Source organism: Paraliomyxa miuraensis, assembly GCF_026337845.1.
In the GTDB taxonomy this organism is placed as follows: Bacteria; Myxococcota_A; Polyangia; order Nannocystales; family Nannocystaceae; genus Paraliomyxa; species Paraliomyxa miuraensis.
In genome coordinates, this window is record NZ_JAOVZF010000161.1 from 27,609 (window position 1) to 41,465 (window position 13,857).

The following is a 13,857-nucleotide window of genomic DNA, read 5'->3' on the forward strand; positions in this document are numbered from 1 at the left end:
GAGCCGCTCACTCCACCACGACCTCGTCGCTGAACACGAACGTCGGGGCGCCTGCGCCCGGGTGCCAGTCGGGGATCGTGCCCAGGGTCGGTGCGCGCAGGCGGACGAAGCGGACGCGCCTGGCCTGGCCGGTGACGCGGAGCGAGCTGACGATCACCCGCTCCATCTCGGTGACGGGCACGTCGTGGGTCGCCCGTCCGAACGGTCGCCAGCGCTTGCCATCGCTGGAGACCTCGACCTCGAGGTGGCGCGGCATCCAGATCCACGCGCGCGCATCCTGCAAGAACCCCACCGTCACCGTGCGCACGGTCATGGGCTCGTCGAGCGCGATGGTGGCCTCCACGTCGACGCCCTGCCACCCGAGCCAGCCGCCGGTGCGCCAGTGCTCGGTTCCGCGGCGACCGTCGAGCAGCCCCGCCGCGCCACCGGCCTGGTAGGCGCGATGGGGCGGCACGGCGAGGGTGGCCTCCATCCCGTCGCGCCGGCGATAGAAGCTGGCCGTCACCACCGGACCCTGGCGCTGCCCCTCGAACACCGCCGCGCGCAGCGTGGCGCTCTGTCGCAGCACGATCGGCGTGCCGGGCTCGTAGCGCGGGCTGCTCGGCCCCAGCGGCTCGTCGTCTCGCGCATGGCGGATCTCCTGGCCGTCGCGCTCCTGTCCCGCCTCGATGCGCAGCGTCACCGGCAGCTCGTCCACGAAGCTCTGGCTGGCCGCCTCGACCAGCGGCGCCGGCAAGGCGCGCGCCGGCCCGGCCGACAGCGGCGGATCGGGCTCGATCGCCCCCCACCCCGGGTTGGGCTCGGTACCCATCTCGAGCCGGAGATGCCCGCCGCGCACGATGTCGTCGTGACGCAGCCGCGCCTGCGCATGGGGCTTGCCGTTCAGCGTGGCCGACTGCACGAACATCGCCTCGGACGAGACCCCGGGCGCCTCGATCACGAAGTCGTTGCCGCCCGGAACATACACCGTGACCCGATCGAACAGCGGCGTGCCGATCACGTAGTCGTCGCGCCCGGGCGCCAGCGGATAGAACCCCAGCGCGGACAGCACGTACCATGACGACATCTGCCCGCAGTCGTCGTTGCCCGACAGCCCATCGGGCGCATCGGAGTAGAGCGTGTCGACGATCTGGCGCACCCGCGCCTGGGTCTTGGGCGCCTGCCCCACGTAGGGATAGAGGTAGGCCGCATGGTGGCTGGGCTCGTTGCCCTGCGCGTATTGACCGATGAGCCCGGTGATGTCGACCTGATGCCGACCCACCAGCGCGCTCTCTTCGGTGAAGAGCTGATCGAGCCTCCGCTCGAGCCCCGCCGGTCCCCCGTGCCGCTGCACCAGGCCCCCCACGTCGTGCGGCACGAAGAACCCATACTGCCAGGCGTTGGCCTCGGTGTAGTGCAGGTTGACGTCGCGCGGATCGAAGTCGGGCACCCAGCCGCCGTTGTCGCGGGCACGAAACACCCCGCTGCCGGGGTCGAACAGGTTGCCCCACGACTGCGCGCGCTGCAGGAACCGATCGCGCACGTCGTCGTGACCGAGGTCGTCCGCGAGCATGGCGATGCACCAGTCGTCGTAGGCGTACTCGAGCGTCTTGGACACCGACTCGTGCTCCTGCTCGGCCGGCACGTAGCCCTGCGCGCGGTAGCCCGGCAGCCCCAGGTGCTCGGCGTCGGCCGAGGCGATCGCGGCCCGCAGCGCCTCCTCCGGGTCGAAGCCCCGCAGCCCCTTGGCCCAGGCATCCACGATCACGGGCACCGCGTGGTAGCCGATCATGGTGCCGGTGTAGTTGGCCGCCAGCTCCCACATGACCAGCCGCCCGCCCGTGCGGGCCTGGTCGAGCAGGGTGCGCACGAAGTCGGTCGAGCGTTCCGGCTCGAGGATGGTGAGCAGCGGGTGCGTGGCCCGAAAGGTGTCCCACAGCGAGAACACGGTGTAGACGGTCAGATCCGGTGAGTCGTGGATCTCCTGATCCATGCCGCGGTAGCGGCCATCGACGTCCTCGAACAGGTTGGGCGCGAGCATCGAGTGATAGAGCGCGGTGTAGAACGTGCGCCGCTGCGCCGCAGTGCCGCCCTCCACCTCCACCGCGGCCAGTGCGTCGCGCCACTGCGCGTGAGCGTCGGCAACGTAGGCATCGAAGTCCCAGTGCGGCGCCTCGGCCCGAAGGTTGGCGCGGGCTCCTTCCACGTCCACGCTCGAGATCGCCAGCTTGACCAGCAGCGCGTCGTCGTCGGGCGCGGGCAAGAGCCGCAGCCGCACGTCGGGACCCTCCCAGCGCGGCCCGCTTCCCCCGGGCGCGAGCGCGGCGATGCTCTGCAGCGGTCGCGACAGCTCCATCGCAAAGTACACCCACTGGTCGCGCGCCCACGAGCGCGAGCGCCGAAGCCCCACCAGCTCGGTGGGCGAGACCTGCTCGACCCACGATTCGATCACCTCGTCGCGATGCCGCAGGTCGAGCACCAGCCCCGGCGCCCCCGTGCCCGAGAACGCATAGCGGTGGATGCCCACGCGGGGCGTCGCCGTGAGCGAGACCTCCACCGCGGGCTCGTGCAGCCGGACGCGGTAGAACCCGGGCTTGGCGTCCTCGTCGGCGTGTTCGAAATGCGCGGCGAACGGGTGCTCGGGATCGACGGCGGGTCGCCGCCCACCCTCGGTGGGCATCAGCAGCACGTCGGCGTAGTCGGCGATGCCCGTGCCGGACAGGTGGGTGTGGCTGAAGCCGTGGACGATCGAGTCGTCGTAGTGGTAGCCCGAGCAGCCGTCCCAGCCCGTCAGGCGCGTATCGGGGCCGAGCTGCACCATGCCGAACGGCCGCGTGGCTCCCGGGAACGTGTGCCCGTGGGCTGCGGTGCCGATGAACGGATCGACCTCGGGGGTGGGGTCGAACGCCGGCTCGACCACCACCGGTGCCTTCGGCGGTCCGTCGAGCTCGGCCTCGACGCGGCAGCCGGCCAGCACCAACGGTCCCACGGCGATCCGCACGAGCATCACGGCCGCGCGCGACGGCCCGAGACCCACCGAGCGCGTGATCCTGGTGATCCTGGTGATCCTGGTGATCCTGGTGATCATGGTGATCATGGTGATCATGGTGATCATGCGTCCTCCTCGCCTCCCGAGCGGGCAAACCACCCGATGTATGCGTAGGCCACCACGGTGGCGAGCAAGGCCACGCGATAGCCGAAGGCATCGGCCAGGGCGCCCATGCCCACGGGGATCAGCGCCCCGCCGACGATGGCCATCACCAGCACCCCCGAGCCGCGGCTGGTCTCGTCGCCGAGGCCCTGCACCGCCAGCGAGAAGATGGTGGGGAACATGATCGAGTTGAACAGCCCGACGCCCAGCAACGTGGGCACCGCGATCGTCCCCATCAGGCCCACCGTGAGCAGCACCAGGACGATCGCCAGCGCGCTGCCCGTGGCCAGCACCGCGCGCGGTGAGAAGCGGCGCTGCAAGGCCGCGCCCACGAAGCGCCCGACCATGGCCGATCCCCAGTAGAACGACACCAGGTAGCCCCCGTCGGCCGGCGCCATCCCGGCCACCTCGGGCAGGCCGAAGAACAGCACCAGCATGCTGCCGATCCCCACCTCGGCCCCCACGTAGAGGAAGATCGCCAGCGCGCCCAGGCGCAGCCGACGGTGCCGCCACACGCTGCCGTTCACGGCCACGCGCACCTCGGTGGGTGGGTTCGGCAGCGGCACGCGAGCGAACACCAACGCCAGCACCACCAGCACGGCGGCGATGCCCAGGTAGGGCACCCGCACGCCCTGGGCCCCCTGCCCCTCGAGGATGAGCCACGAGCCCACCACCGGCGCCAGCGTGGTGCCGAGCGAGTTGATCCCCTGGGTGAGGTTCAGGCGGCTGGCCGCCGTACGCGGCGGGCCGAGCAGGGTGACGTAGGGATTGGCCGCCACCTGCAGCACGGTGATGCCCCCGGCCAGCACGAACAGCGCCAGCAGGAACGCGGCGTACGACGTCAGCCACGAGCTGAGCGCAAAGCACAGCGCGCCCGTGGCGGCGACCAGCAGGCCCACCACGATCCCTCCGCGATACCCCACCCGCGCCACCAGCCACCCCGCGGGCATGCCCACCACGAAGTAGGCCCCGAAGAACGACATCTGCACCAGCATCGCCGTGGCGGCGTCGAGCGAGAACAGGCCCTTGAGGTGCGGAACGAGGATGTCGCCGAGCACGGTGACGAAGCCCCACATGAAGAACAGCAGGGCAAGCAGTGCCAGCGCCGAGCGGTGATCGTCGTGAGGGTCCGAGGACACGCGGAGGCGGAGGATAGCGGACGGCGACGAATCCTACTGCTACCCTGGCGGCACCGCCCATGCGCGCCCACCAGGCCAGCCGCACCGCCGTCAAGATCAGCCGCCTCGTGCTCTACGTGGCCGACGACCCGCGCCGCGCCGCGCTGCTGCCCATGGGAGCGGCGGAGGCCACCGAGGCGCTGCTGCGCGCAGCGGGGCTCTTGCAGGACTGGCACCTGCGCGTGTACCGGTCGCAGCAATTCCGCTCGATGCTCGCGTGGACCGAGCGCAAGCTCTTGCCGGGCCAGACCACCCATGTGGCGCTCCGCAAGCGGGTGCTCCACGACGAGACCCGGGCCGGGCTCGAGGCCGGCGCCTCGCAGGTGCTGATCGTGGGTGCCGGCTTCGACACGCTGGCGCTGCGCCTGGCCCGGGCTCATCCAGGGGTGCGCTTCGTGGAGATCGACCACCCGGCGACGCAGTCGCTCAAGCGTCATGCGCTCGACCAGCTCGATCCTCCGCCCAACCTGCGCCTGTACCCGGCCGACCTGGGGCTCACCTCGCTCCCGGACGTGCTCGACCAGCTCGAGTGGGATCGCAGCGCTCGCGGGGTGGCGGTGGCCGAGGGCGTGCTGATGTACCTGGGCGAGCACGAGGTGGCCGACTTCATGCGCGGCCTGGGCGAGGCGCTGGGCTCGGGCAGCCGCATGCTGGGCACGTACGTGGTGCCCGACGAGCGCGGGCGCCCCCAGCTCGGGCGCCTGGGATGGTTGAGCCGTGCGTCGCTCGAGGCGATGGGCGAGCCCTTGCGCTGGTCCCCCACCCCCGAGGCGCTGGGCGCCTTGCTGCACGATGCGGGGTTCTCGATGCGCGACGCTCCGGGCCGCGTGGATCTGCGGCTGCGCTACCTGGTGCCCGCTGGGCTCGATGATCTACCGCTGGCCACGGTCGAGCGGGTGTTCATCGCCGATCGGGACTGAGCTGGTTCTCACGTCACGGATGCTTCGCGAGCCACTGCTCGATCCGACCCAGCTCACCGACCGCGTCGTGCCCGGCCCCGACCGCGTCCTCGTGCGGTGCGTCACCCACGCGGCTTTGGCCCAACCGGGCTAGCAGACGGGGGTGTTGCCCGGTGCAGCCGCGGGAACCGACGCGCCGATCGTCTCTGTTGTACCATTCCCCGGGGGCTGTGTCCGGCTCCATTGAGGTAAGACCATGCAGCACGGCTACATTTCGGGAATCCTGGTCTTGGTGTTGTTCTCGTTGTTCTCTTGCGTTCAGACCGAGACCACCGACGACGGACCTTCCTCCGAGACAAACGCATCGGCAACGAGCACGGCGGATTCGTCCTCGGCCTCGGCCGAGGATTCGACTGGGAGCAACGTACCGGCGGAGCAACTACTGTGCGAGCGCGCCGACGAGTGCAACCTGATGGCAATGGGCATCAGCGTGCAGGACTGCGTTGACCTCCAGACGATGTGTACGGATGGCCTGCTCACTTCCCAGAAAACGGACTGGGAAAATCTTCTGGGGGACTGCCTCGACCTGGCTAACTGTATGAACTACTCGAATTGCGTGCTCGAACTTCCCGATTGCCCTCCACGGGATGCGTTTGGGACGGACACGGCATCTTGCGAGGCGAACTGCGATTACTGTTGGATCGGAACCGAGGAAGAGAATATGTGTCCCGCTGAGTGGAACGGCGGCGGGGATGGCTGCGATTGCGGTTGCCAATTTGTCGACGTCGATTGCTGAAGAGTGAGGCACGCAATCTCATGGGCAAAGCTTGCAACGAATCGCCAACCGCACTCGACCAACTCTGTGCACTGCTTGCATGAAATTGCCTGGCGCCCTGGGAGTCGTCCATGCTTGTCCTTTCCATCGATGCCGACTTTTTCGTTGAACCCATCGCCACGGATATGTTGATGGATTCAGTCGACCGTCTTGCTGAGGCCGAATACGACGTCGACAGCGAGGGGGATGTTGCGGCCTTCTTCGAGGAGCGATGTGCTCTTGATGCGCGCAAACCTGTTCCCGGCGTATTCATTCGCCACCACGACCAGGCATTTGACGTTATCAAGGCCCTCGCACAACAGCACGGACCCGTCCGACTGATGCATGTCGATGCTCACGCTGACCTAGGGTCGGGCGATACGGGATATGTGTACTTGCTCTCAGACTGGCTCCAACGGCCGCATCCGCGTCCTGATCCCGAGAACGAGCACAACCGGATGAATCTGGGGAATTGGCTGGCGTTTGCCGCTGCCGGAGGCTTCATAGAAGCGATCGAGTTCGTGCCACGTCATTTCCCGCCGCCAGAGTCAGACCTTTTTCAATACTACATCGGTCCCACGCCCGAGACCTCCTCAGCTCTAACCTTCCGGCCGCTCACAAGGGAAGAAATCCTCTATAAAATTCCCGTCGGGCATGCGCGGGCGTGGGAATTTTTTGAGACTAAGCCAGTGCTGCAAGCAACTCCTTGGCACGTAGTGGCAAGAGACAGTTTCGCCATTGCTACTCCTCCCGATTTCGTCATTGTCTGCCAATCTCCGCAGTTTACCCCGGCGTCGGCTGACCTTGTTCTTGACCTTCTTCGTCGGTACGTGTGCCAGATTGATCTCGGTATCCCACTGACGCCGCCGCTTGTCTAGAAGCCTTGCCGTGGTAGGATTCACTCATGGTCACCATCCGAGTAATCCGAACCTCGCACCAGACTGAGGACGAGCGAGTCCCAATTTTGATTGAGCTGTCCCGCGTCCCATGCATTGGCGAAGAGATCAACTCGAACGGCGCAACGAAAAACGGAGAAGACATTTTTCCTGGGTTTTTTGTTGTTGAACGTGTGACCCATATGTGGGACCCATATGTGGGACCCATATGTGGGACCCATATGTGGGACCCATATGTGTGATAAGGATGTTCAGGCAAGAGTGGTTGTAAGCCAAATGCCAGACTAGAAGCGTCGAGGCACAAACCATCCCCGATACTTGGGCCAATGGACGACTCGGTTTCATTGCGCTTGTCCAACACATCGGGCCTGCGGCGCTCGACGCGGCGCGTCCCGTCATAGCCGGAGCCAGCGCGGCGAGAATCGACAGCGCCCCCAAGTGCGTGAGCGCTCCACCGGGGGAGCAGGCCCCCAGGGGCGCACACGGGTTCACCCAACCGTGGAGCGAGGGAGCAGGGCTCGATCCCTACCGGACCCCCAGCGGCGCCCCTGGCTCGCCCATTGCGTCGGGTGGGCGTTGCATTGCGATGCGACGCCTCGGGGGGCCGAGTCGCGAGGGTCGGTTGCGCGCGTCCAGCCGAGCAAAATTTGGCCCGAACGGTGTCGATTAGTGTCGACTGGCGTCGACCGTCAACCAACGAGCAACCCCGCGGGATCCCAAGTGTTTCGTCCAAAAGCCGCGTGATGACGCGTGGTTGGGATCCGCAGGGCTGTATTTCGTAGAGCGACGCGCAGAAGCTGAACTGGTCGCTGCGTGCGTCTGCCGGCCGCCCCACCATCTGCTCGTGGGGCATGTACGCCGGCGTGCCCAGCACCGAGCCGGTCCGGGTGATCGACTCGCTCGACGTCAGGACCGCCTGCCGCCTGCCGTGGTCGGGCTCGAGCTCGTTGGTCACCGTGTCCTCGAGCTCGTGCTCCTGCTCGTCCTGCCGCGCCAAGCCGAAGTCGAGCACCCGTGCCCTCCCCTTGTCGTCGACGATCGCGTTGCCCGGCTTGAAGTCGCGGTGGACCAACCCCTGCTCGTGCGCGGCGGCCAGCCCTGCGCCCAGCTGCACGTAGAGCCGCAAGCACGCGCGCCAGTCGGGGCGAGGGCGCTGCTCGGCCCATGCTCGCGCGGTCTTGCCCTCGACCAGCTCCATCGCCACGAAGGTGTGCCCGTCGAGCTCGCCGACCTCGTACACCTGCACCACATTCGGGTGCGAGAGCCTGGCCAACGCCTGTGCCTCTCGTCTGAGCCGGATGGTGTGGTGCTCGTCGAGCCCACGCTGCAGCACCTTGAGGGCCACCTGCCGGTCGAGCTGCCGGTCGTAGGCGCGCAGCACCACGCCCATGCCACCCGCACCGAGCGTACCGAGCACCACGTAGCGGCCCAGTGTCAGCTCGCCGGCGGATCGCTGGAACCGCAGCTCGAACTCCCGAGCGAGCGCCTCACCCCGTACCGAGTCGACATCACCATCCCCCTCGTCGTTCGTCCGGTTGGTTTTCCGCATGCGCGGATCATCACACCGATGACCCGGGAAGGTTCTGGGCACGAGGCGTGGCCAGGTGCTCGGCGAGCAGGTCGAAGACCACGCGGATCCGCCGAGCGGTTCGCAGCTCGCGGTGGGTGACCAGCCAAACCGGAAACCGCACGGGGGCCAGCGCCTCGAGCACCCGCACCACCCCCGGCGTCAGCCGAGCCACGTCGTCCATCATCGCGCCGATGCCGAGTCCCTGGCGCACCAGCTCCCAGGCAGTCACGGAATTCTCCGAGTACAGCGGAAAGTGGTCCGTCGTCAGCGGGAGGCCGTGGCCGCGGAGGTACTCGAGGAAGCGATCGGACCGGTCGCTGCCGATGAAGTCGTGCGCCATGGCCTCGTCGGCGGTGTGGGGGTGGCCGTGCTCGGCCACCCAGGCCTCGGACGCGTAGAAGCTGGCGGTGGCCTCGCGGATCAGCCGCGCGATCAGATCGGGCTCCGAGGGGCTCACGTGGCGAATCGCGATGTCGGCCTCGCGGCGGCGAAGATCGCTGAGGGCATTGGACGAGACCACCTCAACGACGATGCGCGGCGCGGCCCGCCGAATGTGGTGGATGACGCGCGGCAGGAGGTAGGCCGCCACGGCGTCGCTCGCCGAGATCGACACCAAGCCCTCGACCGCCTGCGAACGCCCGGTTGCGGCCAGGGCCAGCTCCTCGGCCGCACTGCCCATGATGCGCGCGTGCTCGAGCAGGTCCAGACCCGTGGAGGTGAGCACCATGGCCTTGCCGACGCGCTCGAACAGGGTGACCCCCAGCCGCTGCTCGACCGCCGCCACCTGGCGGCTCAGGGTCGGCTGGGTCAGGCCCAGCTTGCGGGCGGCGGCCGAGAGCGACCCCGCCTCGGCCGTCTCGAGGAAGGCGCGTAGCTGATTCCAGTCGAGACGATCCATACGCAGATGCATGAGCAGGCTACGAATTATCGCATTTCCCCTTGCATCCTGCATGGGTAGGCTACAGAGCCTCCCCCCAGCAGCCTCGACCATGACCACCGGCACCCTTCACACCAGCGCTCCTTCTTCCTCCATGGCCGTGGCGACCGACGGTCCCACGGCGAAGAAGGCCCGCTTCTGGGACAAGATCGCCCGCAAGTACGCCACCGACCCCATCGCGGACATGGCGGGCTACGAGGTGAGCCTCGATCGCACGCGGACGCTGCTCGCCCCCACGCACCGGGTGCTCGAGCTCGGTTGCGGCACGGGCACCACCGCCCTGCACCTCGCGCCCAGTGCCGGCCGCTTCGTGGCCACGGACGTGTCCCCGGAGATGATCGCCATCGCCCGCGAGAAGCTCGCCGCCGCCCCGCAGCCCAACCTCGAGTTCGAGGTCGCCGACGCCGATGCCCCGGCGTTCGGTCAGGGCTGCTACGACGTGGTGCTGGCCTTCAACCTCTTGCACCTGGTCGCGGACCTCGACGCGGCGCTGTCCTCGGCCCTGCATGCCCTCGTGCCCGGGGGGCTGTTCATCTCCAAGACGCCCTGCCTCTCCGAGATGAACCCGCTGATCCCCGTGCTGGTCTTGCCGGTGATGCGCCTGGTCGGCAAGGCGCCGCCCGTGCTGTGCCTGCGGGAGCTCGATCTACGCGCCGCCTTCGAGCGACACGGCATGGACGTCGTCGCGGTCGAGCGCCATGGCACCAAGGGCAAGGACGTCCGCCCCTTCATCGTGGCGCGCAAGCGCGGTCCTGCGGACGGCTGAGCGGCTCACGAGCTCTCGGGCGGCTTCGGCCCGATCACTCGAGCGCAGCCTCGAGCGCTCGCCGGGCCGCGAGCGCCGAGGCAAAGCGCTCGTCGGGCGCCTTGGCGAGCAGCGTGGACACTACCGCATCGAGGTCCGCATTGCCGTACTGCCCCAACGAAGGGATCGGGGCGGACAGGTGCATCCTCCACACCTTGGCGACCTCGTCGCCGTCGAACGGCACCCGCCCCGTCAGCATCTCGTAGAGCATGATGCCAAGGGCGTAGAGATCGGTCCGCCCATCGACCTCGGTGCCGAGGATCTGCTCCGGCGGCATGTACCTCGGCGTGCCGAACACGATGCCCCGGGTCGTCAGGCGCGTGCACTCCTTTGGGCCCAGCACGTTCTGCACGAGCTTGACCAGCCCGAAGTCGATGAGCTTGACCAGCCATCGTCCGTGCTGGTCCCGGGTCAGCAGCACGTTCTCGGGCTTCAGATCGCGGTGCACCATCCCGAACTGATGGGCATGATGCAGCGCGCTGAGGATCTGCGTGGCGATCGCGACCACCTCGTGCGCCGGCATCGGGCCGCGCTCGAGCACGTCGGCCAGGGGCGGGCCGTCGACCAGCTCCAGCACGAAGCACAGCTCGCCGGTCGAGCACGCCCCCACCGCCCACAGCGCCGCGATGTGAGGGTGCGAGAGCAAGGCGTGCGCGGACGCTTCGCGTTCGAAGCGTGCGATCAGCTCGGGCGTGGTGGCGATGTCGGCATGCAGCCGCTTGATCGCCACCTCGACGCCGTCCTGGTCGACGGCTCGGTACACGACGCCCATCCCTCCCTCGCCGATGACGTCGGTGAGGGTGTAGCGATCGAGCACGGTGTCGCCGACGTTCATCCGACTACTGCGTCCACACCAGGAACGCCGCGTAGGCCAGCCCCGCGAGCAACACCACCACCAGCAAGAAGCTCCAGCGCGGCAGCGGATCGACCGGTGCATGGGCGGCGGTGGGCCGAGCCCGCGCGCCATGACGGGAGGCCGCGGTCCCCGAGGTCGTACGCGCGCCCGGGGGCACCCGCTCGTGCGAGCCCGTCGCCGGCCGTGCGCCCGGGGGCACCCGCTCGTGCGAGCCCGTCGCCGTTCGTGCGCCCGGCGGCACTCGCTCGTGCGAGCCCGTCGCCGTCCGTGCGCCCGGCGGCACTCGCTCGTATGAGCCCGTCGCCGTGCGCGACTGCGAGGCCCGCGAGTCCCGGCCGTCGGCCCCGACCTTGCGCTTGCGACCCTTGGCGGGCTCGGCGGAGGGCTGCTGCTTGGTCCACGCCACGGTATCGACCACGAAGCGAGGCCCCGTGGGCGCCGACTCGCGCTCGAGCTCCTCGAGGTCGATCCGCGGCGCCGAACCGCTGTCGCTGTCGGGAGTGTCTCGGTTGTCGCGACCCCAGGCATCGCGGCCCGCTCGCTCGCGCTCGCGCAGCTCGTCGAGATCGATCCGCGGCACCGACCCCGTCGACGGCCCGTCGCGTCGCGCGCGCTCGCGATCGCGCAGCTCGTCGAGATCGATCCGCGGCGCCGACCCCGTCGATGGCCCGTCGCGTCGCGCGCGCTCGCGCTCGCGTCGAGCCTGCTCCTTGACCCGTCGCGCCTCCTCTTGCGCCCGCCGCGCCTCCTCCTGCGCCTTGCGGGCCTCTTCTTGCACCCGCCGCGCCTCTTCTTCCTGCTGGGCCCGGATCCGTGCGGCCTCTTCCTGCGCCTTGCGAGCCTCTTCTTGCGCTCGCCGCGCTTCCTCTTGCGCCTTGCGGGCCTGCGCCTGCGCCTTGCGGATCTCCTCCTGCACGCGCTGGGCTTCCTCCTCTTGCTTCGCGCGCAGGCGGGCGGCCTCTTCCTGCGCCCGACGGGCTTGCTCCTGCGCACGGGCCCGGCTGGTGTCCTCGCGGGCCCGCGGCGGGACTCCCATCCCCGACCAGGTTCCTCCCGATCGGGACTCGGCGTCCTCGGCGTCGGCGCCGGCCAGCGGCTCCCACGGCTTGCGCGCGCGCGACGGCGAGGGCGGCGAGGGCTCCTCCTCCGTGGGCTCCTCGATCGAGAGATCGTCGTCGTCGTCCACCAGATCCAGCTCGAAGTCATCCGGGGCGCTGGCCGCAGGCACCGCAGGCCCGCGAGACGGGCCGCGGCGCTTGGCCCCCCCACTCGCGGGTGGATCGCTGGCCTCGGCCACGGCCCACAGCTGAGTGCGCCGATCTTCGTCGGTGGTCTCGCCACCGGCGACCTCGTGGGGCACCACGCCCATCCACAGGAGCGCCTTGTCGATCCGCTCGAGCACCTCGTCCATCGACGACGGGCGATCGGCCGGGTTGCCCTCGATGCAATCGGACACCAGGCCCAGCAAGACCTCGGGCGCATCGAAGGCCTTGGTGCGGATGGTGGGCGTGCTCCGCCTGGCCTTGCCCCGCGGCGGCTCGGGCGGCTCGGGCGGCGCGAACGGATGCTCGCCCGCGAGCATCTCGTACATGATCACGCCCAGCGCGAACACGTCCATCGACGGCTGTGGGGGGCGCTGGCGGAGCTGCTCGGGCGCACGGTAGCGGCGCCGCTCCTGCGCATCGACGGCGCGCCCGCTCTGGTCCTTGACGCGGCGGACCGGCGCCCCCACGTCACCCACTGCGGTGAATTCGACCAGCTTGACCCGCTCCGCGTCCTCCGGTCCGATGAGCATGATGTTGTTGGGCCGCAGATCGCGATGGATCACCCCGGCCATGTGCATCGCGCGGAGCGCCCGCCCGATCTGGCGCGCGATCCGACACACCCGCTCGGGCGACATGCGATCGATCTCGGCGAGCGCCTTGGCCAGGGTGCGCCCGACCAGCAGCTCGAGCGCCACGAACTCGCGTCCATCCTCGATCGTGCCGTGATCGAGCAACCGCACCACGTTCGGATGATCGATGCGCCGCAGCAGCTCCACCTCGCGCCGAAACCGACTCACCTCGGTCTCGTCCCCCGCGAGCTGGGGCCGCAGCAGCTTGAACGCGATGGCGTCACGAGACCCCGTCGGCTTGGCCCGGTACACGATCGAGGACTCGGAGTGCGCGATCTCGTGCAGCAGCACGTACTGACCGCCACAGACCTCGGTGAGCGGCGTGATGTCCGATCCCCAGGGCGGTGACGATCGCGGGATCTCGTCCCGGTGGTCGCTCTCGCCGGTCAAGAGCACCTACTCCTTGCCGGGCTCGACATGGAGATGCGACACGGCTGGGCGTGAACCACGACGCTCATCTCGGGGGGGCGGCGCGCCGCACGGAAGGACACCGTGAACCGGGAGGCTGGTGAAGGGCTCCTCCGACGCGTTAGCGCCTTATAACAGAGTGATCGCAGGGTGAGAGCCGGCCAACGTCAACGGTCGTTTTGGTGGTGGCGCTGGGCCCGATGGGACGGACCGAACCGCGTCGATCACAGTTCTGAGCCGTGATCCCCAGGATCCGAGCTGAATTTCGACTGCGGCGGGTGCGTGGTTGCGCATGTCACGGACCCGCCGGGTCGCGAAGAACCATTCGCCGCCCCCTGCGGAGATCACCTCGGGTGGGGGCCCGGCGGGCTCATCGGGGATCGCGTGGTAGCGTAGCCACGCCGTGGCCAGGCCCCCCCGCAGCAAGACGGCTCCTCGGCTCCCGCCCCGGGAGGCGCCCTCGGCGGGGG

At 69.0% G+C, this 13,857-nt stretch carries 10 protein-coding genes; 4 read left to right on the forward strand and 6 right to left on the reverse strand.

All coding sequences use genetic code 11. The features are described from left to right. Positions 1 to 7 precede the first annotated feature (7 nt). The gene (locus OEB96_RS35610; protein ID WP_266221326.1) at positions 8 to 3,094 is read right to left on the reverse strand and encodes a GH92 family glycosyl hydrolase; all 3,087 of its coding nucleotides are present in this window, start codon (positions 3,092 to 3,094) and stop codon (positions 8 to 10) included. Further along, positions 3,091 to 4,269: a sugar MFS transporter gene (locus OEB96_RS35615; protein WP_266221327.1), complete on the reverse strand. Its 1,179-nt coding sequence runs from the start codon at positions 4,267 to 4,269 to the stop codon at positions 3,091 to 3,093. Before OEB96_RS35615 ends, OEB96_RS35610 begins: the two co-directional genes overlap by 4 nt. 59 nt (positions 4,270 to 4,328) lie before the next feature. Here OEB96_RS35615 and OEB96_RS35620 point away from each other — a divergent pair, with 59 nt between their 5' ends. From OEB96_RS35620 to OEB96_RS35630, 3 genes are all read left to right on the forward strand, one after another. Then, positions 4,329 to 5,228 carry a class I SAM-dependent methyltransferase gene (locus OEB96_RS35620; protein WP_266221328.1) on the forward strand — a complete coding sequence of 300 codons (900 nt, stop codon included), beginning with the start codon at positions 4,329 to 4,331 and terminating at the stop codon, positions 5,226 to 5,228. Between the two features lie 235 nt (positions 5,229 to 5,463). Next, a complete protein-coding gene (locus OEB96_RS35625) occupies positions 5,464 to 6,003 on the forward strand; it encodes a hypothetical protein (RefSeq protein WP_266221329.1) in 540 nt (179 codons plus the stop codon). A 110-nt stretch (positions 6,004 to 6,113) separates the two neighbouring features. Next, positions 6,114 to 6,899 carry a hypothetical protein gene (locus OEB96_RS35630; protein WP_266221330.1) on the forward strand — a complete coding sequence of 262 codons (786 nt, stop codon included), beginning with the start codon at positions 6,114 to 6,116 and terminating at the stop codon, positions 6,897 to 6,899. Here OEB96_RS35630 and OEB96_RS35635 read toward each other — a convergent pair. Further along, positions 6,805 to 8,466, reverse strand: coding sequence for a serine/threonine-protein kinase (locus OEB96_RS35635; RefSeq protein ID WP_266221331.1), 1,662 nt, complete (start codon positions 8,464 to 8,466; stop codon positions 6,805 to 6,807). The two genes, OEB96_RS35630 and OEB96_RS35635, sit on opposite strands and share 95 nt — an antisense overlap. A 10-nt stretch (positions 8,467 to 8,476) precedes the next feature. Next, complete coding sequence (locus OEB96_RS35640) at positions 8,477 to 9,385, reverse strand: LysR family transcriptional regulator (protein ID WP_266221332.1); 909 nt, start codon at positions 9,383 to 9,385, stop codon at positions 8,477 to 8,479. A gap of 91 nt (positions 9,386 to 9,476) precedes the next feature. Between OEB96_RS35640 and OEB96_RS35645 the strand changes: the two genes are divergently transcribed. After that, positions 9,477 to 10,190: a class I SAM-dependent methyltransferase gene (locus tag OEB96_RS35645; RefSeq protein WP_266221333.1), complete on the forward strand. Its 714-nt coding sequence runs from the start codon at positions 9,477 to 9,479 to the stop codon at positions 10,188 to 10,190. Positions 10,191 to 10,224: 34 nt separating this feature from the next. Here the strand turns inward: OEB96_RS35645 and OEB96_RS35650 are convergent, their stop codons facing one another. Both OEB96_RS35650 and OEB96_RS35655 read right to left on the reverse strand, forming a co-directional pair. After that, positions 10,225 to 11,064, reverse strand: a complete 840-nt coding sequence (locus OEB96_RS35650; RefSeq protein ID WP_266221334.1) for a serine/threonine-protein kinase — start codon at positions 11,062 to 11,064, stop codon at positions 10,225 to 10,227. Between the two features lie 4 nt (positions 11,065 to 11,068). Beyond that, complete coding sequence (locus tag OEB96_RS35655; protein WP_266221335.1) at positions 11,069 to 13,369, reverse strand: serine/threonine protein kinase; 2,301 nt, start codon at positions 13,367 to 13,369, stop codon at positions 11,069 to 11,071. Positions 13,370 to 13,857: the final 488 nt, after the last annotated feature.

Excerpts from the sequence above, each read along its gene's own strand:
- OEB96_RS35625 (WP_266221329.1), top strand. The coding sequence starts at position 5,464 with ATGCAGCACGGCTACATTTCGGGAATCCTGGTCTTGGTGTTGTTCTCG.
- OEB96_RS35645 (WP_266221333.1), top strand. The coding sequence starts at position 9,477 with ATGACCACCGGCACCCTTCACACCAGCGCTCCTTCTTCCTCCATGGCC.
- OEB96_RS35630 (WP_266221330.1), top strand. The coding sequence starts at position 6,114 with ATGCTTGTCCTTTCCATCGATGCCGACTTTTTCGTTGAACCCATCGCC.
- OEB96_RS35640 (WP_266221332.1), bottom strand. The coding sequence starts at position 9,385 with ATGGATCGTCTCGACTGGAATCAGCTACGCGCCTTCCTCGAGACGGCC.
- OEB96_RS35610 (WP_266221326.1), bottom strand. The coding sequence starts at position 3,094 with ATGATCACCATGATCACCATGATCACCATGATCACCAGGATCACCAGG.
- OEB96_RS35650 (WP_266221334.1), bottom strand. The coding sequence starts at position 11,064 with ATGAACGTCGGCGACACCGTGCTCGATCGCTACACCCTCACCGACGTC.
- OEB96_RS35635 (WP_266221331.1), bottom strand. The coding sequence starts at position 8,466 with ATGCGGAAAACCAACCGGACGAACGACGAGGGGGATGGTGATGTCGAC.
- OEB96_RS35620 (WP_266221328.1), top strand. The coding sequence starts at position 4,329 with ATGCGCGCCCACCAGGCCAGCCGCACCGCCGTCAAGATCAGCCGCCTC.